Origin of the sequence: Curtobacterium sp. MCBA15_005 (assembly GCF_001864855.1) — a bacterium.
GTDB classification, from domain to species: domain Bacteria; phylum Actinomycetota; class Actinomycetes; order Actinomycetales; family Microbacteriaceae; genus Curtobacterium; species Curtobacterium flaccumfaciens.
This window is the reverse complement of record NZ_MJGL01000009.1, coordinates 145611-171400: the sequence shown is the minus strand read 5'-3', so window position 1 is coordinate 171400 and position 25790 is coordinate 145611. Positions and strand designations below refer to the sequence as shown.

19 protein-coding genes are annotated in these 25790 nt (G+C 68.7%); 17 read left to right on the top strand and 2 right to left on the bottom strand.

All coding sequences use genetic code 11. The features are described 5' to 3' along the window. Positions 1 to 81: 81 nt before the first annotated feature. The gene (locus BIU89_RS07465; RefSeq protein ID WP_071245518.1) at positions 82 to 924 is read right to left on the bottom strand and encodes a spermidine synthase; all 843 of its coding nucleotides are present in this window, start codon (positions 922 to 924) and stop codon (positions 82 to 84) included. Between the two features lie 131 nt (positions 925 to 1055). Between BIU89_RS07465 and BIU89_RS07460 the strand changes: the two genes are divergently transcribed. The 6 genes from BIU89_RS07460 to rpoC all read left to right on the top strand — a co-directional run bounded on the left by BIU89_RS07460 (position 1056) and on the right by rpoC (position 12245). After that, a complete protein-coding gene (locus BIU89_RS07460; RefSeq protein WP_071245515.1) occupies positions 1056 to 1577 on the top strand; it encodes a hypothetical protein in 522 nt (173 codons plus the stop codon). Continuing rightward, positions 1574 to 2788: a sensor histidine kinase gene (locus BIU89_RS07455; protein WP_071245512.1), complete on the top strand. Its 1215-nt coding sequence runs from the start codon at positions 1574 to 1576 to the stop codon at positions 2786 to 2788. The genes BIU89_RS07460 and BIU89_RS07455 overlap by 4 nt, the downstream gene beginning before the upstream one ends. Further along, positions 2785 to 3468, top strand: coding sequence for a response regulator transcription factor (locus BIU89_RS07450; protein WP_027466751.1), 684 nt, complete (start codon positions 2785 to 2787; stop codon positions 3466 to 3468). Before BIU89_RS07455 ends, BIU89_RS07450 begins: the two co-directional genes overlap by 4 nt. Before the next feature lie 332 nt (positions 3469 to 3800). Then, positions 3801 to 4445, top strand: a complete 645-nt coding sequence (locus tag BIU89_RS07445) for a hypothetical protein (RefSeq protein WP_071245509.1) — start codon at positions 3801 to 3803, stop codon at positions 4443 to 4445. Between the two features lie 385 nt (positions 4446 to 4830). Next, positions 4831 to 8319, top strand: coding sequence for a DNA-directed RNA polymerase subunit beta (rpoB, locus tag BIU89_RS07440; RefSeq protein WP_027466749.1), 3489 nt, complete (start codon positions 4831 to 4833; stop codon positions 8317 to 8319). A 44-nt stretch (positions 8320 to 8363) separates the two neighbouring features. Next, entirely contained in the window at positions 8364 to 12245 is a 3882-nt protein-coding gene (gene rpoC, locus BIU89_RS07435; protein ID WP_027466748.1) for a DNA-directed RNA polymerase subunit beta', read from the top strand. A gap of 129 nt (positions 12246 to 12374) precedes the next feature. Here rpoC and BIU89_RS07430 read toward each other — a convergent pair whose 3' ends face one another. After that, complete coding sequence (locus BIU89_RS07430) at positions 12375 to 12770, bottom strand: VOC family protein (RefSeq protein ID WP_071245506.1); 396 nt, start codon at positions 12768 to 12770, stop codon at positions 12375 to 12377. A 402-nt stretch (positions 12771 to 13172) separates the two neighbouring features. Between BIU89_RS07430 and BIU89_RS07425 the strand changes: the two genes are divergently transcribed. The 11 genes from BIU89_RS07425 to BIU89_RS07375 all read left to right on the top strand — a co-directional run bounded on the left by BIU89_RS07425 (position 13173) and on the right by BIU89_RS07375 (position 25725). Beyond that, positions 13173 to 14840, top strand: coding sequence for a GspE/PulE family protein (locus BIU89_RS07425; protein WP_027466747.1), 1668 nt, complete (start codon positions 13173 to 13175; stop codon positions 14838 to 14840). 20 nt (positions 14841 to 14860) lie between these two features. After that, positions 14861 to 16459: a type IV pilus twitching motility protein PilT gene (locus tag BIU89_RS17715; protein WP_302847408.1), complete on the top strand. Its 1599-nt coding sequence runs from the start codon at positions 14861 to 14863 to the stop codon at positions 16457 to 16459. Then, complete coding sequence (locus BIU89_RS07415) at positions 16459 to 17691, top strand: type II secretion system F family protein (protein ID WP_083404235.1); 1233 nt, start codon at positions 16459 to 16461, stop codon at positions 17689 to 17691. The genes BIU89_RS17715 and BIU89_RS07415 overlap by 1 nt, the downstream gene beginning before the upstream one ends. Positions 17692 to 17875: 184 nt before the next feature. Continuing rightward, on the top strand, positions 17876 to 18319 hold the full coding sequence (locus tag BIU89_RS19030; protein WP_071245502.1) for a type II secretion system protein: 444 nt from the start codon (positions 17876 to 17878) through the stop codon (positions 18317 to 18319). Positions 18320 to 18394: 75 nt separating this feature from the next. Further along, positions 18395 to 19732 (top strand): type IV pilus modification PilV family protein, encoded by a 1338-nt coding sequence (locus BIU89_RS07405; RefSeq protein ID WP_083404234.1) that lies wholly within the window; start codon positions 18395 to 18397, stop codon positions 19730 to 19732. Then, positions 19732 to 20394, top strand: coding sequence for a prepilin-type N-terminal cleavage/methylation domain-containing protein (locus tag BIU89_RS07400; RefSeq protein WP_071245496.1), 663 nt, complete (start codon positions 19732 to 19734; stop codon positions 20392 to 20394). The genes BIU89_RS07405 and BIU89_RS07400 overlap by 1 nt, the downstream gene beginning before the upstream one ends. Positions 20395 to 20444: 50 nt before the next feature. Further along, positions 20445 to 22286 (top strand): hypothetical protein, encoded by a 1842-nt coding sequence (locus BIU89_RS07395; protein WP_139178862.1) that lies wholly within the window; start codon positions 20445 to 20447, stop codon positions 22284 to 22286. Beyond that, positions 22283 to 23146, top strand: coding sequence for a prepilin peptidase (locus BIU89_RS07390; protein ID WP_071245490.1), 864 nt, complete (start codon positions 22283 to 22285; stop codon positions 23144 to 23146). Before BIU89_RS07395 ends, BIU89_RS07390 begins: the two co-directional genes overlap by 4 nt. Before the next feature lie 59 nt (positions 23147 to 23205). Continuing rightward, entirely contained in the window at positions 23206 to 24258 is a 1053-nt protein-coding gene (gene pilM / locus BIU89_RS07385) for a type IV pilus assembly protein PilM (RefSeq protein ID WP_071245486.1), read from the top strand. After that, complete coding sequence (locus BIU89_RS07380; RefSeq protein WP_083404232.1) at positions 24255 to 25031, top strand: hypothetical protein; 777 nt, start codon at positions 24255 to 24257, stop codon at positions 25029 to 25031. The genes pilM and BIU89_RS07380 overlap by 4 nt, the downstream gene beginning before the upstream one ends. A gap of 1 nt (position 25032) precedes the next feature. Further along, positions 25033 to 25725 (top strand): hypothetical protein, encoded by a 693-nt coding sequence (locus BIU89_RS07375; protein WP_071245483.1) that lies wholly within the window; start codon positions 25033 to 25035, stop codon positions 25723 to 25725. Positions 25726 to 25790: the final 65 nt, after the last annotated feature.

Below are 25790 nucleotides of genomic sequence, written 5' to 3'. Positions count from 1 at the left end.
CTGCGCGGTCGTCCAGACCATCCTGACAGCCGGACCCGTCGAGTGCCCGAAGTCCGTCCCCGGCGACGCCGTGGGCGGGCGTCAGCCCCCGAACACGCTCCGGTTCGGCTCCGGCGACGCGACCGCCGTCTGGTCCGTGACGATCGGCGCCCCGGCGATGAACGACCGGAGCTCCGCACCGTGCACGACCTTGGCCGGCATCGGGTCGGACGAGTACCGCCTCGGCATGTCCGCCACCGGCAGGTCGGTCGGCGACCCGAGCAGCACGATGTTCCCGAACCGCCGGCCCTTGAGCATCCCGGTGTCCGCCACCGCCGCGACCGACGGCAGCACCGACTGCAGCGTCGACGCCTGCCCGCGGGCGAAGGCCAACCCGGCGCCGTCGGCCACGTTCACCGCGACGATGCCCGTCGGCGACAGGAACGCGGCGACCTCGCGGTAGAACTCGACGCTCGTCACGTGTGCGGGGATCTGCGAACCGCCGAAGACGTCCACCACCGCCAGGTCCACGGTGCCGCGGAGCCCGGCGGGCAGCTTGCCGAGGACCTCCCGGGCATCGCCGTACCGCACCCGGATCGACGCGCCACGGGGGAACGGCAGGGCCTCGCGCACGTGCTCGACCAGGTCACGCTCGAGCTCGATCACCTGCTGCCGCGAACCCGGACGGGTCACCGCGACGTAGCGGGGCAGGGTGAGGGCACCGGCGCCCAGGTGCAGTGCCGTGATCGGGCCGTCCGGCAGCAGGTCGATCGCGTGCCCGATCCGACGGATGTACTCGAACGCCAGGTGGGTCGGGTCCTCGAGGTCCACGTGCGACTGCGGGGTGCCGTCCACCACCAGGGTGAAGGACCCCGGTCGGTGCCGGTCCGGCTCCACCACCGAGTACCCCGCACCGATCCGGAACCCGTCGAACGCATCAGCCATGCCGTCAATGGAACACCACCGCGATCACCACCCGCGCCCCCACCCCTGGTTGGTGTGCCCGGGGGACGCCCGGAACGAGGCTGATCACACCGGTCGGGAACGCCCCGCCGGACCACCTCGAAAGGCACACCATGTCGGTCCAGCTCCTCGCGAACGTGCTCATCGGTCTCGCCCTCGTCGGCCTCCTGGCGTACCGGCAGGCGACCTGGCGGTTCCTCGACCCGGCGCGCATCTGGCGGGGTCCGCTCGTGATGGCGATCGTCGGCGTGGTCGTCCTCGCGCAGACCACGACGACCGTCACCACCACCGACGTCGTGTTCCTCGGCCTCGAGGCCCTGCTCACCGTCGGTGTCGGCCTGGCGATGGGGGCCATGACCCGGTTCCGCACCGTCACGACGCCGGACGCCAAGGGCCGCACCCTGCAGTCCCGCACGGGCTGGCTCGGCGCCGCGCTCTGGCTCGTCCTGATCGCCGCCCGCATCGGGCTCGACGTCCTCGGCGGCCACCTCGGCGCGCACCTGCTCACCTCGACCGGCACGATCCTGCTCGTGCTCGCCCTGAACCGGGCCGCCCGTGCCCTGGTCGTCGACCAGCGCATCCCCCGCGGCGGCGACCGGTCGGAGGCCGCCCGCCGCGGCATGATGGTCCGGTGAGCCTGCCCACCGACCCGGACCCGACCGACCCCGCCGGGGTCCGGTCCCGCTCGGTGCTCACCTGGGGGCTCAACGCCGTCGGGATCGCCGTGGTCGCCTTCTGGTTCGTCCGGAACGGCCTCCTGCTCCACCACCCCGCGTGGGTCTGGGTCCTCGGGGCCGTGGCGCTCGCCGCCTGGGCCGTGCGCGAAGGAGCACGGACGCCCCGCGTGCTCGTCGCCGCAGCCGGCGTGATGACCGCCGCCGGATCCTGCGTCGTGGTGCCGACCGACTCGCTCCTGGTCGTCCCGGTGATCGTCGGGCTCGTCGTCCTCGGCGCCGACCTCCGCCTGCCGGTCTGGACGGCCGCGGTCGCCGCGCTCGCCGCCGTCGTGGTGGTCGCCGTCACCGCGACGCTCGAGCAGGCGTCGGTGCAGCTCGTCCTCGGCGTGAGCGGCGGGCTGCTGCTCGGCGTGCTCGTGGGCTTCAGCCGTCGGCAGGTCCGGATCACGACGGCGCAGGCCCGCGAGACCGAGCGGCAGCAGCAGCGCGCACGGCTCCTCGCCGACCGGTCGCGGGCGTCCCGGGACATCCACGACGTCCTCGCCCACTCGCTCGGCGGCCTGGTGCTGCAGCTCGACGCGGTCGAGGCCCTGCTCGAGGCCGGCCGCGTCGAAGAGGCCACCCGCCGAGCCGGCGATGCCCGCGCGCTGGCCGCGGACGGCCTGGCCGAGGCGCGGCGTGCGGTGCACGCGCTCCGCGACGAACCGCAGCCCGACCAGCCGGAGCCGACCCGTGCCTCCAGTCCGTCCGCCGACCAGGCGTCGGGCCTGACGGCCCTGCTCGACGCGCACCGCTCGTTCGGCGGCGAGGTCGTCGTGCAGGGCGACGCGGCCCTCGCGGTCCTCGACGACGCCCACCGGGCCGCCGTGTTCCAGGTCGTCCGGGAGGCCCTCAGCAACGCCCGCAGGCACGCTCCCGGCCGCCCCGTGTCCCTGTCGGTGATCCGGGACGGCGACGCCGTGGACGTCGTCGTGGCCAACCCGCTGCCGAGCGGTGGACAGGGGTTGCTCGGGATGCGCGAGCGGTTCGCGGAACTCGGCAGCGAGGCCACGGTGGAGGCCGAGCGTTCCGACGACGAGTTCGTCGTCGCCATGCACCTGCCCGTCGACGGTTCGGTCGATGCGGAGACCGCGGACGCTGCGGGCGCCGCCGAGGACGACCGCTCGTGACGATCCGGGTGCTCGTGGTCGACGACCAGGCCATCGTCCGCGACGGCCTGGTGACGGTGCTGTCGCTCGTGCCCGACCTGCAGGTCGTCGGGCAGGCGGCGGACGGTGCCGAGGCGATCGCCGCCGTCGACCGGCACGTGCCCGACGTCGTCCTGATGGACCTGCGGATGCCGGGGGTCGACGGGCCGACCGCGACCGCGCGGATCGTCGCCGAGCACCCCGGGGTGGCGGTCCTGGTGCTGACGACCTACGCCGACGACGACTCCATCGTCACCGCGCTGCGGGCGGGAGCACGCGGCTACCTGACGAAGGACGCCGGACGGGCCGAGATCGCGACCGCGGTGCGGGCGGTGGCCGCCGGGCAGTCGACCTTCGACGCGACCGTGGGGGCGCGGCTGGTGGCGCGCCTTGCCGGTGGTGCTGGTGCCGATGCCGGCGCCGCTGCTGGTTCCGCTGCGCCGGCGGGAGCTGAACCGGGCCGGTCCCTCGCTGCCCGGTTCCCGGACCTCACCCCGCGCGAACTGGACGTCCTCGAGCGGATCGCGGACGGCCGGACGAACCCGCAGATCGCCGCCGAGCTGTTCCTGACGGTGCCCACCGTGAAGTCGTACGTGAACCAGGTGTTCGCGAAGCTCGGGGTCCGGACCCGCGCCGAGGCCGTCGCCCGCGTCCTGCGCTGACCGTCAGCAGCACCCCGTCGTCCCCAGGCGACGCACCGCGGACACGTGAATGCGTACACATGGACAACCAGCGGACGCCAAGACTCGTTGCGTACCGTTGACGACTGTCGTCACGACGCCAGAGCGTCGATGCGTGTGTGCCCCACACACCACGCGTCCGCCCGGACACCGTGACCACGACGTGCCCGTGAGCGCCCCCACCGCTCGAGCGTGCGCGTCGTCGGCGTGCTGCTGCGCGCCACCCCTCCGGCCACCCGCGCGCGCTGGCCGTCGAACGCACCGCACCCGATGACGAGTGCACCACTGCTGATCCGCCGCAGGAGACCTCCGTCATGACCGCCGACACCATGAGCGTGCCCACCGCTCGTTCCACCACCCCGGACACCCGCCGGGCCGGCACCCGACCCACCCGGGTGATCCGGGCCTCCCGACCGACCCGCGCTTCCCGGCCGTCGCGCGCTTCGCGTGCCTCCCTGCCGTTCCACGCCGACCGCGAGACGGCGCCCACCTGGATGCGGGTCGTCGGCACGGCGCTGCTCGTCGGCGGCGCCGGCCTGTCCGCCGCCGTGCTCGGCTGGCCCGGGGACGCGCCGGAGGTCGCGCTGCTGGTGCCGGCCCTGCTCGCCGTCGCCCTCGGGGCGCTGCTCCTGCTCGCGCGTGCCGGGTTCACCGTCACCGAGCGGCACGTGACCCTGCACTTCCGTCCGCTCCCGCCGCGGCGCATCCCGCGCCGGCGGATCACCGACGTCCGCCTGGTCGAGGCGGACGCGGCCACCTACGGTGGTGTCGGCCTGCGGATCCGTCGCGGCGTGCGTGCGCTCATCCTCACGCCGGGGCTCGGGATCGAGCTCACGGACGACCGGGGCCGGGTCACGTTCGTCCGCACGCGTCGACCGGAGGACGCGTTCCGTGCGCTGGCCGGACTGCCGGGCGGGCCGGGAGGCGCGGATCACGTCGAGCGCGAGCGTCTCGGTTGATCAGGGGCTCGGCTGAGCACGGGAATGGAAGCGGTGTGTGGCGACTTATACACGCCACTGCCGAATCCGGTCAAGCCGGGACTGGACAGCGCGCCACGGAGCGAACTATGATGACAGTTCGCGCTCCCTGGCATCCGTGTCGTCATATTGCGGTCGACGCAGAGTTCTGAGACAGAAACTCATCTCGCCCTGGTGCAGCCGGACCCGTATATGGCGGCGGGTACCGCTCACGGAGATCATCCCACACGTGCACCGACGTTCCGCGTCAGGCACGCGTCGGCGTGGTCGCAGGGCTTGCATCTCAGGGTTCGCCGAGCGATCAATCCACTCACCTACACACTGCTCGTCAGTGTCGGCCCGACGGGGCCTACCGGAGGTCACACCCTTGGCTGCTGCGCCCAACGCATCCACCAACCCCAAGAACGGTCGCAACCACTCGCGACTCTCGTTCGCCAAGATCACGGACACCCTCACGGTTCCTGATCTGCTCGCACTCCAGACGGAGAGCTTCGACTGGCTCGTCGGCAACGACGTCTGGAAGGCCCGCCTCGCCGAAGGGCAGGAGCAGGGTCGCACCGACCTCGCGCTGCACTCGGGGCTCGAGGAGATCTTCGAGGAGATCTCCCCGATCGAGGACCTCGGCGAGACCATGCAGCTCTCGTTCACCGCGCCGGAGCTCGAAGACCCGAAGTACTCGATCGACGACTGCAAGGAGCGCGGCAAGACCTACGCCGCTCCGCTGTACGTCAACGCCGAGTTCATGAACCACATGACGGGTGAGATCAAGACGCAGACGGTCTTCATGGGCGACTTCCCGCTCATGACCGAACGCGGCACGTTCATCATCAACGGCACCGAGCGCGTCGTCGTGTCGCAGCTCGTCCGTTCGCCCGGCGTGTACTTCGAGCGCCAGCAGGAGAAGACCTCCGACAAGGACATCTACTCGGCGCGGATCATCCCGTCGCGTGGTGCCTGGCTCGAGTTCGAGATCGACAAGCGCGACCAGGTGGGCGTGCGCATCGACCGCAAGCGCAAGCAGTCCGTGACCGTCTTCCTCAAGGCCCTCGGCCTGACGAGCGAAGAGATCATGGACGAGTTCCAGGGCTTCGCGTCGATCGAGTCGACCCTCGAGAAGGACGCCGTCCTCACGAAGGAAGAGGCGCTCAAGGACATCTACCGCAAGCTCCGTCCGGGCGAGCAGGTCGCTGCCGAGGCCGCGCGTGCGCTCCTCGACAACTTCTACTTCAACCCGAAGCGTTACGACCTGGCGAAGGTCGGCCGCTACAAGGTCAACCGCAAGCTCGGCATGGACGCCCCGCTGTCCGACTCGGTGCTCACCGTCAAGGACATCGTCGCGACGATCAAGTACCTGGTGTCGCTGCACGCTGAGCGCACCACGATCGACGGCGTCCGTGACGGCGAGCCGGTGCAGCTGCGCCTCGACGTGGACGACATCGACCACTTCGGCAACCGTCGCATCCGCGCCGTCGGCGAGCTCATCCAGAACCAGGTCCGCACGGGTCTGTCCCGCATGGAGCGCGTCGTCCGCGAGCGCATGACCACGCAGGACATCGAGGCGATCACGCCCCAGACGCTCATCAACGTGCGTCCGGTCGTCGCCGCGATCAAGGAGTTCTTCGGAACGTCCCAGCTGTCGCAGTTCATGGACCAGAACAACCCGCTCGCGGGCCTGACGCACAAGCGTCGTCTCTCGGCCCTCGGCCCGGGTGGTCTGTCCCGTGAGCGTGCCGGCGTCGAGGTTCGTGACGTCCACCCGTCGCACTACGGCCGCATGTGCCCGATCGAGACCCCGGAAGGCCCGAACATCGGCCTGATCGGTTCGCTCGCGTCGTTCGGTCGGATCAACTCCTTCGGCTTCATCGAGACCCCGTACCGTCGCGTCGTCGACGGCGAGGTCACGAAGACCATCGACTACCTCACCGCTTCGGAAGAGGACGACTTCGTCGTCGCGCAGGCCAACGCCCCGCTGACGAACGACTTCCACTTCGCCGACGACAAGGTGCTCGTCCGCAAGAAGGGTGGCGAGGTCGAACTCGTCGCCAAGGACGAGGTCGACTACATGGACGTCTCCCCGCGCCAGATGGTGTCGGTCGCGACGTCGCTCATCCCGTTCCTCGAGCACGACGACGCGAACCGCGCCCTCATGGGTGCGAACATGCAGCGTCAGGCCGTCCCGCTGCTCCGTTCCGAGTCGCCGCTCGTCGGCACCGGCATGGAGGGCTACACGGCCATCGACGCCGGCGACGTCGTCACCGCCGACAAGGCCGGTGTCGTCTCCGAGGTCTCGGCCGACGCCGTCACCCTGCAGCTCGACGAGGGCGGCACGCAGACCTACTACCTGCGCAAGTTCGACCGCTCCAACCAGGGCACGAGCTACAACCACCGCGTCATCGTCTCCGCAGGCGAGCGCGTGGAGCAGGGCGAGGTCATCGCCGACGGTCCCGCGACGGAGAACGGCGAGCTCGCGCTCGGCAAGAACCTCCTCGTCGCGTTCATGCCGTGGGAGGGCTACAACTACGAGGACGCGATGATCCTGTCGCAGAACCTCATCAAGGACGACACGCTCTCCTCGATCCACATCGAGGAGTACGAGGTCGACGCCCGCGACACCAAGCTCGGCAAGGAGGAGATCACCCGTGACCTCCCCAACGTCAGCCCTGATCTGCTGGCCGACCTCGACGAGCGCGGCATCATCCGCATCGGTGCCGAGGTCCGCCCCGGCGACATCCTCGTCGGCAAGGTCACGCCGAAGGGCGAGACCGAGCTGAGCGCCGAGGAGCGTCTGCTCCGTGCCATCTTCAACGAGAAGTCGCGCGAAGTCCGCGACACCTCGCTCAAGGTGCCCCACGGTGAAGAGGGCACGATCATCGGCGTCAAGGTGTTCGACTCGCAGGACGGCGACGACGAGCTCGGCTCGGGCGTCAACCAGCGCGTGGTCGTCTACATCGCCCAGAAGCGCAAGATCACCGCGGGTGACAAGCTCGCCGGTCGTCACGGCAACAAGGGCGTCATCTCGACCATCCTCCCGGTCGAGGACATGCCGTTCCTCGCCGACGGCACCCCCGTCGACATCGTCCTCAACCCGCTCGGTGTCCCCGGCCGCATGAACTTCGGCCAGGTGCTCGAGATCCACCTCGGGTGGCTCGCCAAGCAGGGCTGGAACGTCGAGGGCATCCAGGACTGGGCCGAGAACCTGCCGGAGGCAGCGCACAGCGCCGAGCCCGGCACCAAGGTCGCCACCCCGGTGTTCGACGGTGCGTACGAGCGCGAGATCGAGGGCCTCCTCGACTCGACCCTCCCGAACCGCGACGGCGAGCGCCTGATCGGCTCGTCCGGCAAGGCGCAGCTCTTCGACGGCCGCTCCGGCGAGCCGTTCCCGGAGCCCGTCTCGGTCGGCTACATGTACATCCTCAAGCTGCACCACCTGGTCGACGACAAGATCCACGCGCGTTCGACCGGTCCGTACTCGATGATCACGCAGCAGCCGCTGGGTGGTAAGGCGCAGTTCGGTGGACAGCGATTCGGTGAGATGGAGGTGTGGGCGCTCGAAGCGTACGGCGCCGCCTACGCCCTCCAGGAGCTCCTGACGATCAAGTCCGACGACATCCTCGGCCGCGTGAAGGTCTACGAGGCGATCGTCAAGGGCGAGAACATCCAGGAACCCGGCATCCCCGAGTCCTTCAAGGTCCTCATGAAGGAGATGCAGTCGCTCTGCCTGAACGTCGAGGTGCTCTCGGCCGACGGCCAGGCGGTCAGCCTGCGCGACAACGATGACGAGGTCTTCCGCGCTGCGGAGGAGCTGGGCATCAACATCTCCTCGCGGTTCGAGTCGTCCTCTGTCGACGACATCTGATCCCGCTCGTACATCGAAGCCTGAATCAGCAAGAGAGAAGAACATTGCTCGAAGCAACTTCCTTTGACGCCATTCGGATCGGCCTCGCAACCGCCGAGGACATCCGTCAGTGGTCGTACGGCGAGGTCAAGAAGCCGGAGACCATCAACTACCGCACCCTGAAGCCCGAGAAGGACGGTCTGTTCGGCGAGCAGATCTTCGGTCCTTCCCGCGACTGGGAGTGCGCCTGCGGCAAGTACAAGCGTGTCCGGTTCAAGGGCATCGTCTGCGAGCGCTGCGGCGTCGAGGTCACCAAGTCCTCGGTCCGTCGTGAGCGCATGGGCCACATCGAGCTCGCTGCCCCCGTCACGCACATCTGGTACTTCAAGGGCGTCCCGTCGCGTCTCGGGTACCTCCTCGACATGGCGCCGAAGGACCTCGAGAAGGTCATCTACTTCGCGGCGTACATGATCATCGACATCGATGAAGAGGGCCGTCACGCGGACATGCCGGGTCTCGAGAACGAGATGCGTCTCGAGATCAAGACCCTCGAGGGCCAGCGCGACTCGATCATCGCCGACCGCCTCAAGAAGCTCGAGGACGACCTCGCAGCCCTTGAGGAAGAGGGTGCGAAGGCCGACGTCAAGCGCCGCACCAAGGACACCGCCGAGAAGGAGATGTCCCAGGTCCGCAAGTCGTTCGACGAGGACATCACCCGTCTCGAGCGTGTGTGGGAGGACTTCCGCAACCTCAAGGTGGGCGACCTCAAGCCCGAGGACGCCGTCTTCCACGAGCTCCAGGACCGGTTCGGGATCTACTTCGACGCCTACATGGGCGCCGAGGCGATCAAGCTCCGGCTCGAGGCGTTCGACCTGGCCGCCGAGGCCGAGGCACTGCGTCTGCAGATCGCCGAGGGCAAGGGCCAGAAGAAGATCCGCGCGATCAAGCGTCTGCGCGTCGTCAGCTCCTTCCTCGCCACCGGCAACTCGCCGGCCGCGATGGTGCTCGGCGTCGTGCCGGTCATCCCGCCGGAGCTGCGCCCGATGGTGCAGCTCGACGGTGGCCGTTTCGCCACGTCGGACCTCAACGACCTCTACCGTCGTGTGATCAACCGCAACAACCGTCTCCGCCGCCTGCTCGACCTCGGTGCCCCCGAGATCATCGTGAACAACGAGAAGCGCATGCTGCAGGAAGCGGTCGACGCGCTGTTCGACAACGGTCGTCGTGGACGTCCGGTCACGGGTACCGGCAACCGCGCCCTGAAGTCCCTGAGCGACATGCTCAAGGGCAAGCAGGGTCGTTTCCGCCAGAACCTGCTCGGCAAGCGCGTCGACTACTCGGGCCGTTCGGTCATCATCGTCGGCCCGCAGCTGAAGCTGCACCAGTGCGGTCTGCCCAAGCAGATGGCGCTCGAGCTCTTCAAGCCGTTCGTGATCAAGCGCCTCATCGACCTGTCGCACGCGCAGAACATCAAGTCGGCCAAGCGCATGGTCGAGCGTTCGCGTCCGCAGGTGTGGGACGTGCTCGAGGAGATCATCCGCGAGCGCCCCGTCCTGCTGAACCGTGCGCCGACGCTGCACCGTCTGGGCATCCAGGCGTTCGAGCCGCAGCTCGTCGAGGGCAAGGCCATCCAGCTCCACCCGCTCGTCTGTGCTGCGTTCAACGCGGACTTCGACGGCGACCAGATGGCCGTGCACCTGCCGCTGTCGGTCGAGGCCCAGGCCGAGGCCCGCATCCTGATGCTCGCCTCGAACAACATCCTGAAGCCGTCCGACGGCCGCCCGGTGACCCTGCCCGCACAGGACATGATCATCGGTCTGCACCACCTCACGACCGTCCGCGAGGGCGCCGTGGGCGAGGGCCGTGCGTTCTCGTCGGTGGCCGAGGCGATCCTGGCGAACGACCAGCACACGCTGCACCTCAACGCGATGGTGAAGATCCGCATGACGGGTGTCCACTTCGCCGAGGGTGAAGCACCCGAGGGCTACGAGCAGGGCGACACCGTGCTGCTCGAGACGACCCTGGGCCGTGCGCTCTTCAACGAGACCCTGCCGGCGAACTACCCGTTCGTCCAGAAGGTCACGGACAAGGGCGTGCTCTCCGCGATCGTCAACGACCTCGCCGAGCGGTACTCCAAGACCGAGACGGCCGCTGCGCTGGACCGGATCAAGGACGCCGGCTTCTACTGGGGCACCCGCTCCGGTGTGACCGTCGCCCTGTCGGACGTCGTGACGCCTCCTCGCAAGAAGGAGATCATCGCGGGCTACGAGATCCAGGCCGCCAAGGTGCAGGGCGAGTTCGACAAGGGTCTGATCACCGACTCCGAGCGTCGCGCCGACCTGATCAAGATCTGGACCGAGGCCACGAACGAGATCGCGCAGGAGATGCGCGACAACTTCCCGGTCGACAACACCATCAACCGCATGGTCTCGTCCGGTGCTCGTGGTAACTGGCTCCAGGTCCGCAACATCGCCGGTATGCGCGGTCTGGTGAACAACCCGAAGGGCGAGATCATCGCCCGCCCGATCATCAACTCGTACCGCGAGGGCCTGACCGTGGCGGAGTACTTCATCGCCACCCACGGTGCTCGTAAGGGTCTTGCCGACACCGCGCTCCGTACCGCGGACTCCGGGTACCTCACCCGTCGTCTCGTGGACGTCTCGCAGGACGTCATCATCCGCGAGGACGACTGCGGCACGACGCGTGGCCTCGAGCTGCCGATCGCGACCGTGGACGCCGACGGCAAGCTCGTCCGTGACCCGCGCGTCGAGAACACCGTGTACTCCCGCACCCTGGCCACCGAGGCCGTGGACGCACAGGGCACGGTCGTGGCAGAGGCCGGTGAGGACGTCGGTGACGTGCTCCTCGAGAAGCTGCTGGCAGCCGGTGTCGAGAGCATCAAGGTGCGCTCGGTCCTGACCTGCGAGTCCGCCGTCGGTGTCTGCGCGAAGTGCTACGGCCGTTCGCTCGCCACGGGCAACCTCGTGGACATCGGCGAGGCGGTCGGCATCATCGCCGCCCAGTCCATCGGTGAGCCCGGTACCCAGCTGACGATGCGTACCTTCCACACGGGTGGTTCGGCCTCGGCCGACGACATCACCCAGGGTCTGCCGCGTGTCACGGAGCTCTTCGAGGCGCGTACCCCCAAGGGCGCGTCCCCGATCGCCGAGGCCCCCGGCCGCGTCGTGGTCGAGGACACGGACAAGGGTCGTCGGATCATCCTCACGCCGGACAACGGCGACGAGCCGTTCATCTACCCGGTGCTCAAGCGTGCGACGCTCCTCATCGAGGACAACCAGCACGTCGAGCTCGGCGAGCAGTTCATCGCCGGCACCGTCGACCCGAAGGAAGTCCTCCGGGTCAAGGGTGTCCGAGAGGTCCAGAAGCACCTGGTCAACGGTGTGCAGGACGTCTACGGCTCGCAGGGTGTGCCGATCCACGACAAGCACATCGAGGTCATCGTCCGCCAGATGCTCCGCAAGGTCACCGTCGTCGACCACGGCGACACCGACCTGCTGCCGGGTGAGCTCGTCGACCGGTCGCGCTACAACGCGCTGAACCGTGCGGCGCTGCAGGAGGGTCGCAAGACCGCCTCGGCTCGCCAGGAGGTCATGGGCATCACGAAGGCGTCCCTCGCGACCGAGTCGTGGCTGTCCGCCGCTTCCTTCCAGGAGACCACCCGCGTGCTCACGCAGGCGGCCATGGAGGGCAAGCAGGACCACCTCGTCGGCCTCAAGGAGAACGTCATCATCGGTAAGCTCATCCCCGCCGGGACGGGCCTCAGCCGGTACCGTGACGTGGACGTGAACGCGACCGAAGAGGCGAAGGCGGAGCGGTACCCCAACCGCATCTTCGCTGACGACTCGTCGTTCTCGGACGCCGACCTGAGCTTCGTCGACTTCGACAGCTTCTCGTCGGACGACTTCACGCCGGGCACGTACAACTGAGCCTGATGTGATCCCACGAAGGCCCCGTCTCCGCAAGGAGGCGGGGCCTTCGTCGTGTCGTCACCACGTGACGGCCTGGAGGCGCGGTGCGGGGCCGCCACGGGCCTCCCGTCCGCCGTGGGGTCGCGGCTAGAGCGCGCGGCCCGCGCCGTTGTCGCGGCCGGAACCGCGACCGGTCTCGTCGACCAGCGAGAACAGGCTCAGCACGTTGCCGTCGGGGTCGCGGACGTCGAACCAGTCGACCGCCCCGTCGACGCACTCGACGGGGCCGATGTCGATGCCCAGCGCGCCGATGCGTGCGTGCTGCGCGGCGACGTCGTCGACGCCGAAGCGGACGCTGACCGGGTTCTCCTCGGCCTGTTCGTCGACGTAGAGCTGGATCCAGATGCCGCCGACCTCGTACTCGGCGACGCCGTCCTCGGGCTCGAGGTCCGGCTCGGTGCGCTCGAAGACCGCGCCGTACCAGAGGCAGGACGCCTCGATGTCGCTGACGGGCAACCCCACGGTCACGCTCGTGATGTCCATGACTCATCATGTGCCCGGGTGGGGGCGCGCGTCGAGAGGGATTCCGCGGTGCCGCGCTGTCCGGCCCGCGGCAGACGGTGACCTTGTTCCTCCACACCCCCGGTGTGACGCCCACGTTCTCCACGGACTGCTTGCCAGGACTCCGGGAACGGTGCGGGGTCCGGGAGGCTGGCGGACATGCACCCTCCGACGACCACCGCGAACCGGCCGAGGCGTCCCCCGGACCGGGGCCGAACCGGTCGTGGACCCCAGTTCTGGGTGCAGCCGGACCCCCTCCGCCCCCTCTTTCTGGGACTGCGGTCGGCGAGGGCCCCAGAAGTAGCGTGGTCGGGCGCCACATCCCTGGTGGCGCATCACCCGACGACGTCTCGCCGTGCGCGAGTCCAAGGAGGCACGGGACTCATGGCGACCCTGTCCGAGATCCTCATCCTGAACGGCGCCCTGCCGATCGAGCACCTCGATGCGATGACGGGTGACGAGGACCTCGACGAGCGCGCCATCCGCGGCCTGGTCGACCAGGGCGTCGTGAGCGAGGCCCAGTTCATCACCGCCCGGGCCGCGTCGAACAACTCCCGCACCGTCCCGCTGAGCGACTACCCCGTCGACGGCACCGCGGTGTCGATCCTGCCGGCCGCCCTGTGCCGTCGCCACGGTGTACTCGGGGTCGGGTTCGAGGGCGACCTGCTCATCCTCGCGATGGTGAACCCCACGAACGTGCTCGCCATCGACGACGCCCGGACGGCGTCCGGCCGGGCGATCAAGCCGCTGCAGGTCGAGGAGCGCGACCTCGTCGCTGCCCTCGACCGGTACCTGCGCGCCGACGACGAGCTGAACGACCTGACGTCGTCGCTCGAAGAAGAAGCGTCGACGACCTCGAAGGCGCAGGTCGACATCGCCGACGGTGCCCTCGACGACGTGCCGATCGTCCGCTTCGTGAACCTGCTCGTGTCGCAGGCCATCCAGGACCACGCGTCCGACATCCACATCGAGCCCGGCGAGCACGAGGTCCGGATCCGGTACCGCATCGACGGCGTGCTGCACGAGATGGCGCCGGCGCCGAAGAACATCCAGAACGGCGTGATCAGCCGCCTGAAGATCATGAGCGACATCGACATCGCCGAGCGTCGCAAGCCGCAGGACGGCCGCATGTCCGTGCGGCACGGCGGCCGGCAGATCGACCTCCGCGTCGCGACGCTGCCCACCGTCTGGGGCGAGAAGGTCGTCATGCGGATCCTCGACAACACGAACACCTCGTTGACCCTCAAGGACCTCAACCTCCTCGAGCAGAACTTCCAGGCGTACCAGCGGTCCTACTCGAAGCCGTACGGCATGATCCTGGTCACCGGTCCCACCGGTTCGGGCAAGTCGACGACGCTGTACACGACCCTCAACGCCGTGGCGAAGCCCGAGATCAACGTCATCACGGTCGAGGACCCGGTCGAGTACCGGATGGCCGGCATCAACCAGGTGCAGGTCAACCCGAAGGCCGGCCTGACGTTCGCGTCCGCGCTCCGCTCGATCCTCCGGTCCGACCCCGACGTCGTGCTGCTCGGTGAGATCCGCGACCACGAGACCGCGCAGATCGCGATCGAGGCGTCGCTCACCGGGCACCTCGTGCTCTCGACGCTGCACACCAACGACGCGCCGTCGGCCGTGACCCGCCTGACCGAGATGGACATCGAGCCGTTCCTGGTCGGATCCGCCCTCGACTCCGTCGTCGCCCAGCGGCTCGCCCGCCGGCTGTGCGACCGGTGCAAGGCGCCGGCCGTGTACGAGATCGAGCAGCTCCGGGCACTCGGGTTCCTGGCTCCCGGCGACGAGATGCCCGCGTTCTTCGCCCCGGTCGGCTGCGCGGTGTGCTCGAACACCGGCTACCGCGGCCGCATCGCCCTGCACGAGGTCATGACCGTCACCGAGGAGATCGAGCGGCTCGCCGTCGGTCGCGCCTCGAGCGCGGAGATCAGTCGCGTCGCCCAGCAGCAGGGCATGCTCACGCTCCGCCAGGACGGCTTCGAGAAGGTCAAGCTCGGCATGACGAGCGTCGACGAGATCCTGCGCGTCGTCGCGTGACCGGGGAACAGGACGAGCAGATGACCGACTCCGTGTACGACATCACCATGCCCGGCGACGAGCCCGTCGCCGGATGGCACCCCGGCACCCCCGGCGCCGAGGTCGGCTCCCGCCGTGCCGCGCGTCTGGCCGCGGCTGCTGCCGCCCCGCCCGAGCAGGTCTACGACCTGACGGACGACTCGGCGGTGTGGCCCGCGCCCACCGGCACGCCCGTGGCCAGCCCGCTCGCCGGGCCCGTGGGTGGTCCGGTCGCTGCGCCCGTGGCACAGTCCGCCTCCGCCCCGGCGACGCCGCCCGCCGCGGTGCCGTCCTCGACCGCCACCTACGGGTACGCCGAGCCGGCGACCCAGCAGCTGCCGGCCATCACCTACAGCGGCGCCCACCACGCCGCACCGGCGGCACCCGCTCCGGTTCCCGCCCCCACCGCGGCATCGGCCGGTGACATCGACTTCGCCCGGCACGCGCGTGAGGTCGCCGACCCCGACCTCATCACCGCGCTGGCGCAGGTCGTCTACCAGGGGGCCTCCGACCTGCACGTCACGGCCGACGCCCCGCCCACCGTCCGCGTCGACGGCTCGCTCCGACCGGCCGTACCGGGAGGCGCGTGGTCGCGTGGCAAGGTCATCGCGGCACTCAAGACGCTGCTGTCCGCCGAACAGGCCGGGCAGTTCGACCACGACCAGGAACTCGACTTCGCGTACTCGCTGTCGCCGGAGTACCGCTTCCGCGTGAACTACTACCAGCAGCGCGGCAACTGGGGTGCGGCGTTCCGCATCATCCCCACCAGGATCAAGACGCTCAAGCAGCTCGGCATCCCCGCGCACGTCGGCGACTTCGCCGGCCTGCCCCGTGGCCTGGTCCTCGTCACCGGCCCGACCGGCTCGGGCAAGTCGACCACCCTCGCCGCGCTCATCGACCTGGTCAACGAGAGCCGTGCCGACCACATCGTGACGGTCGAGGACCCGATCGAGTTCATGCACGACCACAAGCGGTCGATCATCAACCAGCGCGAGGTCGGCGCCGACACCCACTCCTTCGCCTCGGCGCTCAAGCACGTGCTGCGGCAGGACCCCGACGTCATCCTGATCGGTGAGCTCCGCGACCTCGAGACCATCTCCGTCGCGCTCACCGCCGCCGAGACCGGTCACCTGGTGTTCGCCACCCTGCACACGCAGAGCGCACCCGGCACGATCGACCGCGTCATCGACGTCTTTCCGCCGCACCAGCAGGGGCAGATCCGCACCCAGCTCGCGGCCACCCTGCAGGGCGTCGTCTGCCAGACCCTCGTCCCGAAGGCCAACGGCGTCGGTCGGGTCGTCGCGACCGAGATCATGACGATCACCCCGGCCATCGGCAACCTCATCCGCGAAGGCAAGACGTACCAGATCACCTCCGCCATGCAGGCCGGCCGTGACCTCGGCATGCACACCATGGACCAGGACCTCGCCGAACTGGTCAACGTCGGCACCATCTCGCGCAAGGCCGCGATGGAGAAGGTCCACGACGAAGAGGGCTTCGACCGGCTCGTCCAGCGCGTCGAGTCCCCGTCCGACTCCTCGGCCGCCGCGATCGCCGCCAGCGGCATCGACTTCGGCGACAAGTTCTCCGGAGGCTACTGATGTCACTCGCGTTCGACTACCGCGGGCGCGACGGCGCCGGCAAGCTCGTGAAGGGCCGCCTCGACGCCGCGTCCGAAGGGGCCGTCGTCCAGCGCCTCCGCGGGATGGGCGTCTCGCCGATCGCCATCACCGAGGCGAAGGCCGGCACCGGGCTGCAGACCGAGATCAAGATCCCCGGGTTCGAGAAGGGCGTCGGGCTCAAGGACCTCGCGATCATGTCGCGGCAGGCCTCGACGATGCTCACCTCAGGGCTCTCGCTGCTGCGGACCCTGACGATCCTGTCCGACCAGACCGAGAACAAGAAGCTCAAGGACATCCTCGGCAAGGTCCGTGACGACGTCGAGCGCGGCGTCTCGTTCTCCGACGCCGTCGCGAAGTACCCGGTCCACTTCCCGCCGATCATGATCAACATGATCCGTGCAGGGGAGACCGGCGGCTTCCTCGACCAGGCGATGGACTCCATCGCGACGAACTTCGAGAAGGAGCACAAGCTCCGCTCGACGATCAAGTCGGCTATGACCTATCCGGTGGTCGTGCTCGTGATGTCACTGGTGGCGGTCGCCATCATGCTCATCTTCATCGTCCCGATCTTCCAGGACATGTTCTCGTCGCTCGGCGGAACGCTCCCGCTGCCGACGCAGATCCTCGTCTCCCTCTCGCACGCCATGCGGTACGTCGCGATCCCGCTCGCGATCGTCGTCGTGCTGGCGTGGCTCTGGTGGCGGGCGAACAAGAACACCGAACGCGTCCGGGCGTTCATCGATCCGATCACCTTGAAACTCCCGGTCTTCGGCCCGCTGCAGAAGAAGATCGTCATTGCTCGGTTCGCGCGCAACTTCTCGAACATGATCGGCGCGGGTGTTCCCATTCTTCAGGCATTGCGGATCGTCGGGGAAGTGTCGAACAACTTCGTCGTGAAGCGTGCGCTCGACAATGTCGCCGAGGCCGTGCGGAAAGGCGAATCGATCGCGGTGCCGCTCGCCGCACAATCTGTTTTCCCGCCGATGGTGACGCAAATGGTCGCGGTCGGTGAAGACGCCGGTTCCCTCGAGATCATGCTCGAGAAGATCGCGGTGTTCTACGACGCCGAAGTCGAGGCGACCACCGACGCCCTGACCTCGCTGATCGAGCCGCTGCTCATCGCGTTCCTGGGGGTGGTGGTGGGCGGGATGATCATCGCGCTCTACATGCCGATCTTCCAGATCACCAACGTCGTGCAGAACGCTTCGTAGTCATTCCACCCCCATGCGGGGGCATTGTCGATATCGACCCTCCCCCGCACTGGGGGTGTTTTGCGCCCAGCATGGCCCCCGTTCTCGGGATTGGCCGCTGGATGCGCCCCCAATACGCTTATCTGCGGCGGCCGAGCAAGCCCCGAAACCATTTCCCCGACATTCCCCGCAGAATGGAAAAACCATGTACTTCGCTCTCATGGGCAAGCTCGACGCTCGCCGCAAGGGTCTCCTGAAGGACGGCGAGAAGGGCTTCACGCTCATCGAGCTCCTTGTCGTCGTCATCATCATCGGCATCCTCGCCGCCATCGCCATCCCGGTGTACATCGGCGTGCAGAACAACGCCAAGGACTCGGCCGTCAAGTCGGACCTCGCCAACGTCAAGACGGCGATCGTCAGCGTCGCTTCCCAAAGCGACGGATCGTTCCCCGCAACTCTCACCCAGGCTCAGCTGACCGCTGGAGAGTACGCCAGCGCCGGTTCGACCAAGGGTGCCAGCACGAAGTCGCTCAGCTACACGAAGACGGCGAACGGATTCTGTGTTCAGGCGGTCAGCACGACTTCTGACACCAAGATCTTCAACGCCACCGACTCGACTGGTGTCGCTTCCGGAGCCTGCGCCGCCTGAGTGGGCGCTGTGTGGGCAACCGTAGTGGTGCCCACACAGCTTGCCCTCACGGATTCGCTAGTGAAAGGGAACGACATGATGTCGCGCATCGCCGAGCGACTGCGTTCCTCCCGTGAGAACGAGGACGGCTTCACGATCATCGAGGTGATGATCGCGATGACGATCTTCGGCCTGATCGCAGCCGGTATCGCCGCGGGCATCACCGCTTCTCTCGTGCTCTCGAAGGACACCCGTGCTCGAGAGGTCGCCTCGACGATCGCGATGGAGGACATCGACGGCCTCCGCGACCTCCCGAGCATCTTTGACATCAAGAGCGGTACCGATTCGCCGAAGGTCGGTAACCAGACGTTCGCCCTCACGCGCAAGGTGTCGTGGACCCGGTCCTCGGGAAGCGCGACGGCCTGCGGCACCGGCGAAGGCGTGCTGTCCTACAAAGCCGTCACCGTCACGGTCAGCTGGAAGACGAGTGCATCGTCGTCCGGCTCGCAGCAGGTCACCATGTCGAGCGCCATCGCTCCGCTGACGAACATCAACTCGGACAGCACGGGTTCGATCCTGATCGGGGTCACGAACGCGAACGGCGTCGGGGTGTCCGGGATCATCCCGACCGTCACCGGCCCGGACGGGGTCACCATGCCCGCAACCGACGCCGAGGGGTGCACCTACGTCTCCGGAGTCGCTCCCGGCACCTACTCGGTGAAGATCGCTCGGAGCGGCTACGTCGACTCGAACCAGCAGGTCAGCCCGTCATCGCAGACGATCACCGTCGCTGCGGGCGCCTCCGGGGCTGCCGCCTTCAGCTTCGACGTGGCAGCGAAGTACACGTTCACGTACACGTCCACGCCGGACGTGGGCGCGATGCTCCCCACCAACATGCCGACGACGCTCATCAACCCGACCTCCGGCACCACCCAACTGCCGAACACCGCCAGCTCGGCGTCGCTGTTCCCGTACGGGAGCTACCGGGTGGTCGCCGGGTCGTACGTCGTCGACGCGTCGGGTACCTCGTCGTCGACCTGTCTCAGCCCTGAGCCGGGGTCCTGGACGACCCCGAATGCGAAGTCGAAGGTCGGGACACCCTCGGAGCCCCTGAACAACAAGGCGACGATCACCGTGCAGATGGGGGCGGTCAAGCTCTCGGGTCTGACGGCGGGCAAGTTCCTGACCGCGAAGACGACGACGCCCGTGAACGGCGACCCGGGCTGCGCCGCAGGGATGACCCTGCAGTTCCCGAAGCTCGCAGCGGGCACTGCGTCGATCGCGTTGCCGTGGGGGACTTGGAAGATCTACTCCGGGGACACGGCCGGATCCACCACGAACGCCCTCGCCCTGACGAACGAGAACGCCGCGATGGTCACGAACGGCGCCGTCCGGAGTGGTGCCGTGATGGTCGATCCCAGGCCGGTCAGCTGATGCGGGCGATCATCCGTCGTCTCCACTCGGAGCAACGGGGCATCACGCTCGTCGAACTCCTCGTGGCGATGCTCGTCACGTCACTGCTGCTCACGTTGGTCGGGAGCTTCTTCGTCTCGATGATCAAGGCCCAGCGGACGGTCTCGTCGGTCAACGACAGCACGCGGCAGGGCACGACCTCCATGACGCAGGTGAGCCGGTACCTGCGTGAAGCGTCCCGCGTGCAGCTGACGAAGACGACGAACCTGGCGGCGTTCGAGAGTGCGACGGCGACGAGCATGCGGTTCTACTCCGGCGTCGACCTCTCCACGTCCCGGGCCGGGCTCACCAAGGTCACGATCGACGCGCAGGGCACGAAGCTCCGCATGCAGCTCCAGCGCGGCGACTGCCCGGCGAACGGGTACTGCACGTTCACCGGCACGACGAAGACCATCGTGCTCGCCGACGTCATCCGGACGAGCGCCGGCACCAGCCCGCTGTTCAGCTACCGGAACGCCGCCGGTGGCGTCGTCACCCCGACGGCCGCAACCCTCGACTCGATCCGATCGGTCGACGTGGCCCTCACGGTCGGATCCGTGACGGGGACGACCGCGAACGACACCACCTTCCAAGCGAACATCAACCTGCGCAACCTCGATTACGGCGCAGCGACGGAGTCATGATGCTCATCCGACTTGTCCGTGCCCTCCGCAGCCGTGACGACGAACGTGGCGTGGCACTCGCGGCGGTCATCGGCCTCGGCGCGGTGCTCATGATCGTGCTCTCGCTGGTGGTCGCGACCGCGACGAGCGGCGCGACGAAGGCGTCGAACGACGACGACTACAACAAGGCGATGGCCGCGGCGTACGCCGGCCTGTCGGACTACCAGGGACGTCTCGCGGCGGACAACGCGTACGTGAAGTACGGGGTGCGGACCCCGTTCTCGGGTGAGAGCACGTACTCCACCGACACCGCGAACAAGGCCTTCGGAACGACCGTGGGCGGGACCTGGGCGCCGGTCGTGGGGAGCACCGACCAGTTCTACCGGTACGAGGTCGACAACTCCGCCTACGCGAACACCGGCAAGGTCCGTCTCCGTGTCACCGGCAAGGCGGACGACGCGACCCGGACGCTCGTCGTCGACCTGCGCGGTGACGGCTTCGTGAACTACCTCTGGTTCACGAACTACGAGTCGCAGGACCCCGGCCTCACCGGTGAGACCACCACGACGACGAGTGGCGCTCCGACGACGACGCGGTGTACTTCCGCACACCGCAACGACAGCAACTGGAACTACTACACCAGCTGCGACGCGGTGCAGTTCGGAGCTGGCGACACGCTCGACGGCCCCGTCCGGACGAACGACGTCATCACCGCCTGCGGTGCGACGTTCAACCGGGCCGTGTACGACACCGGAGCAGCCGACTTCTTCTACACGAGCAAGGAGACGAAGATCGACTCGTCGTGCCGGACCTCGACGAAGTTCAACGGCGGTCTGATCCAGAACAGGGGCACCCTCCCGATGCCGAGCACGAACGCGAACATGAAGCAGGAGGCACGGACGGACATCCCCGACAAGGTCGCAAAGCCCGGCTGTATCTACACCGGGCCGACGTCGATCACCTTCCTGTCCGGTGGCAAGATGCGCGTCGTCTCACCGTGGACGAAGAAGACCCAGCTCTCCGGCGCCGCGAACGGCACGATCACCAGCGGCAGCACGAACGACGCACTCTGTGGATCGGTCTCGGCGCTGACCGGTGCGGGAGCGGTCATCCCGACCCTGCCGTCGAACCTGGTCTTCGTGCAGACGGTCCCCAGCGCCAGCGGAGACCCCAACTACTGGGCGCCCAACACGACACCGCCCCCGGGCGGAACCGTGAACGGGACCGTGACCGCCGGTTCGCCGGTCTACTGCCAGCAGAACGTGAAGGACGCCAGCGGCAAGACCACCTCTGACTACGGGAACGGACTCGGCTACCCGAAGAGCAACGAGTTCACCGGCAGCCTCGGTGACTCCGGGTACTACGGATGCCGGAACGGCGACGTCTTCGTGTCGGGTTCGTTCGGAGGGCAGATGACCCTGGCCGCCGAGAACTTCGTCTACGTGACCGGGAGCATCGTCTACCAGAACGGGCGTGGCTCGGACGACATGCTCGGCCTCGTGGGGCAGCGAGCAGTGTCCGTCTACAACCCCATCTCGTGCTCCTCCGGGACGAGCAGCACGTGTTCCACTTCGTCGGGTTCGTCCACCAACCTCGCCCCGACCCGGAACATCGAGATCGATGCCGCCATCGCGAGCAACCTCGGTACCTTCAACGTGCAGAACAGCGCGTTCGGGTCGAACCTCGGGGTCCTGACGATCTACGGTTCGATCGCGCAGCAGTTCCGAGGGTCGGTGCGGACCTCGTACGGTTCGTACCTCACCGGCTACGCGAAGGCGTACGCGTACGACACCAGGCTGAAGACCTCGGCCCCGCCGAAGTTCCTGCAGCCCGTGTCGACGACGTACGGCGTGACGACCGAGACCGAGTCGGCCACGGCGTTCCGCGCCGACGGCTCCCCGACGGGGAAGTGACCGTGTCTTCCCTCGCCGCTGTGGCGCCCCTCGTCGCCGTGCTGGTCGGTGTGCTCGGCCTCGCGATCGGGTCGTTCCTGAACGTCGTCGTCCACCGGGTGCCCGCGGGCACGTCCGTCGTCGTGCCGGCCAGCTCCTGCCCCGGGTGCGGCCACGAGATCCGTCGCCGCGACAACGTGCCCGTGGTCTCCTGGCTCGTCCTGCGTGCACGGTGTCGCGACTGTGGCGCGCCCATCTCGGCCCGGTACCCGCTCGTCGAAGCCGCCACGGGCCTCCTCTTCGTCGCGGTGACCCTGCTCTCGGTACTCGCATCGTGGTCGACGTTGGCGGCACCGGACGGCGTCCCCGGAACGATCCGCGCTGCGATCCTGCTCGTCGCACTCCTGTACCTGATGGCGATCAGCATCTCGTTGACGCTCATCGACCTCGACACCCACACGTTGCCGAACCGGATCGTGCTGCCGGCCTACATCGTGCTGCCCGTGCTCCTGCTTGCGGCGTCGGCGGTGTCCGGCGACTGGGGTGCCGCGCTCCGGGGGTTCATCGGCCTGGTCGTCCTCGGTGGCACCTACCTCGCCCTCGCGCTGGCCGTGCCCGGCGGGATGGGGCTCGGGGACGTCAAGCTCGCCGGCGTGCTCGGCCTCGTGCTCGCGTACCTCGGATGGGGACCCCTCGCAGTGGGTTCTTTCGCGGCGTTCCTGCTCGGAGGTACCTTCGCAGTCGTCCTCCTGGTCGTGCGCCGGGCGGGCCGTCGCAGCGGGATCCCGTTCGGCCCCTGGATGCTCGCGGGTGCCTGGCTCGGCATCGCCGTCGGTGCCCCCGCCTGGGACGGCTACCTGCGCCTCCTCGGACTCGCCTGACGCCTCGTCGCGCGCTGACCCACCAGACCGACCCGAAGACGGTCACGGAAGGACCACCCATGTCGAAGAGCATCGTGGGCGTCGACATCGGCGCCGCCGCGATCCGTGCTGTCGAGGTCCAGGACGCCGACAAGCCGAGGCCGACGATCCTGCGGTTCGCCGAGGTCCCCGTGCCCCCGGGCGCGACGAAGCAGGGGGAGGTGCTCGAGCCGAACACCGTCGCGGGCGCGCTCCGACAGCTCTGGTCGCTGGGGCGCTTCCGTTCGAAGGACGTCGTGCTCGGCATGGGCAACCAGCGAGTGCTGTCGCGCGACCTGACGGTCCCGAAGGCCCCCATCGCGCAGATCCGCGAATCGTTGCCCTTCCAGGTGCAGGACATGCTCCCGGTGCCCGTGGGCGACGCCATCCTCGACTTCTACCCGACGAGCGAGGAGACGGGCGAGAACGGCCCCACCGTGAGCGGTCTCCTCGTCGCCGCGGTGAAGGACGCCGTGCTCGCCAACATCCGCGCGGTGCAGAACGCGGGCCTCAAGCCGGTCGGCGTCGACCTCATCCCGTTCGCCCTGGCACGCGTGCTGGCGCCGGCGAACCGGTCGGGCACGGTCGCCATCGTCGAGTGCGGCGGCAACACGACGACCGTCGTCATCGTCACCGACGGCGTCCCGAAGTTCGTCCGCATCGTGCCGACCGGTGGTGACGACATCACGCGGCTCCTCGCCGGTCGGCTGACGATCGACGAGGGAGCGGCCGAAGCCGTCAAGCGCCACCTCGGCATGGATCCGGAGCGGGCGCGGACGGGCGACGACGCACTCGCGGTGGCGGCGGTCCGCGAGACGATGGGCGAACTGCTCTCCAGCCTCCGCAACACCGTCAACTACTTCGTCAACACACACCCCACCGAACCCGTCGGCGAGATCCTGCTCTGCGGTGGTGCAGCTGCGTTGCCCGGCTTCGCCGCAGCGCTCTCGGAGTTCACCCGGACGCCCGTCCGGTTCGGGGCACCGTTCGCCAACGTCGCGCTCGCGAAGTCCATCCGGGTCGAAGACCTGCACGCACACGGGGCATCGATCGCGGTCGCATGGGGACTCGCCGCGGGAGGGAAGGCAGCATGAGCCAGACGACCAGGTCGAAGCCCTCGCGTGCTGGACGGAGTCGCCGCCGAGGAGCGGCGCCCGACCCCGCCCTGCGTGTCGCCGCCGAGACTGCCGAGCGCGTCAAGCGCCAGCGTCGCACCGCCCCCAACGAGATCGTCATCGGGGGCCGCCCCAGCGTCGACCTCCTGCCCACCGAGGTCCTCGCCGACCGACGCAGTCGCCGTGTCGTCCGTCGGATGTGGGCCGGCGTCGTCCTCGTGGCGATCGTGGTCGGGATCGCGACCGCCGGCGCCAGCCTCCTGTCCAGCCAGGCCCACGACGACCTGACCCACGCGCAGGAGGAGACCCTGTCGCTCCTGCAGCAGCAGGCGAACTACCGCGAGGTCCGGGACACGGAGGCAGGTACCGCGCTGCGTGAAGCCGCGCAGTCGGTCGGTGGGGCCACGGAGATCGCCTGGCAGCCGTACCTCGCTTCGCTGAAGGCGTCGCTCCCCGCGGGCGTCGAGATCACCGGCGTCGCGATCGACTCCGCCACGCCGCTGGAGACCTACGCGCAGGCCGACACCCCGCTCCAGGGGCAGCGTGTCGCGACCCTGACCATCGACGCGCAGAGTCCGACGCTGCCGTCCGTTCCGTCGTGGCTCGATGCCGTCAAGGGGCTCAAGGGCTTCGTCGACGCGACCGCGAACTCGGTCACGCTCGACCCGACGACCGGTACCTACACCGTGAACATGACGATCCACGTCGACCAGGCCGCCTTCGACGGCAAGTACCAGGACAAGGGCGAGTGACATGACCCGCAACCGACTCAACATGCTCCTCGCCGTCGTGGCGATGGTCGTGGTGGCGCTCGCGGGGTTCTTCCTCGGTGTGCAGCCACATCTCGCACAGGCCGCGAGCGACCGCACCGACCAGGTGACGGTGGACGCGACGAACCGGACGACGGCGGCGGAGCTCGCACGGCTCAAGGAACGGGCAGAGTCCCTCCCGAAGCTCAAGGCGGAGCTCGCCGCACTCACCGCCTCGGTGCCCTCGAGCGCGAGCATGTCGTCCTTCTACGGCGCGGTCGACAGCGTGGCCGCGAAGGCGGGCGTGAAGGTGTCGGCGATCACGACCTCGGACGCCGTTGCCTACACCGCGCCTGCCGCCGCCACCGACGCGGCGGCCGAAGCCACCGATGGGGCGACCGCCGAACCGACCACCGGTGCGGCCGACGGAGCGACGGCACCGCTGACGGATCCCGCGATCTCGGCCGCCAACTTCTCGGCCATCCCCGTCTCGGTGTCGGTCGACGGGTCGTTCGACCAGGCTCTGTCCTTCGTCGGGGGCATGCAGGACGGCGCTCGGCTCTTCCTCGTCACCACGGTGTCCTCCTCCGTCTCGCAGGACTCCACCGACCCCGCCGCGGCGGCCGCGACGACGTGGACGTTCGGTGGCTACGTGTACGTCCTGACCGCCGGGCCGGACACCGCCGCGAAGGGCTGACCCCACCCCCACGGACCGGGGTCGGCCACGCCACGCCGACCCCACTTCCGCGACACCCGTCGTTG

Bases quoted from the DNA above. Each gene is read 5' to 3' on its own strand.
- BIU89_RS07465 (WP_071245518.1), bottom strand. From the start codon at position 924: ATGGCTGATGCGTTCGACGGGTTCCGGATCGGTGCGGGGTACTCGGTG.
- BIU89_RS07460 (WP_071245515.1), top strand. From the start codon at position 1,056: ATGTCGGTCCAGCTCCTCGCGAACGTGCTCATCGGTCTCGCCCTCGTC.
- BIU89_RS07445 (WP_071245509.1), top strand. From the start codon at position 3,801: ATGACCGCCGACACCATGAGCGTGCCCACCGCTCGTTCCACCACCCCG.
- BIU89_RS07430 (WP_071245506.1), bottom strand. From the start codon at position 12,770: ATGGACATCACGAGCGTGACCGTGGGGTTGCCCGTCAGCGACATCGAG.
- BIU89_RS07425 (WP_027466747.1), top strand. From the start codon at position 13,173: ATGGCGACCCTGTCCGAGATCCTCATCCTGAACGGCGCCCTGCCGATC.
- BIU89_RS17715 (WP_302847408.1), top strand. From the start codon at position 14,861: ATGACCGACTCCGTGTACGACATCACCATGCCCGGCGACGAGCCCGTC.
- BIU89_RS07415 (WP_083404235.1), top strand. From the start codon at position 16,459: ATGTCACTCGCGTTCGACTACCGCGGGCGCGACGGCGCCGGCAAGCTC.
- BIU89_RS19030 (WP_071245502.1), top strand. From the start codon at position 17,876: ATGTACTTCGCTCTCATGGGCAAGCTCGACGCTCGCCGCAAGGGTCTC.
- BIU89_RS07405 (WP_083404234.1), top strand. From the start codon at position 18,395: ATGATGTCGCGCATCGCCGAGCGACTGCGTTCCTCCCGTGAGAACGAG.
- BIU89_RS07400 (WP_071245496.1), top strand. From the start codon at position 19,732: ATGCGGGCGATCATCCGTCGTCTCCACTCGGAGCAACGGGGCATCACG.
- pilM (WP_071245486.1), top strand. From the start codon at position 23,206: ATGTCGAAGAGCATCGTGGGCGTCGACATCGGCGCCGCCGCGATCCGT.
- BIU89_RS07380 (WP_083404232.1), top strand. From the start codon at position 24,255: ATGAGCCAGACGACCAGGTCGAAGCCCTCGCGTGCTGGACGGAGTCGC.
- BIU89_RS07375 (WP_071245483.1), top strand. From the start codon at position 25,033: ATGACCCGCAACCGACTCAACATGCTCCTCGCCGTCGTGGCGATGGTC.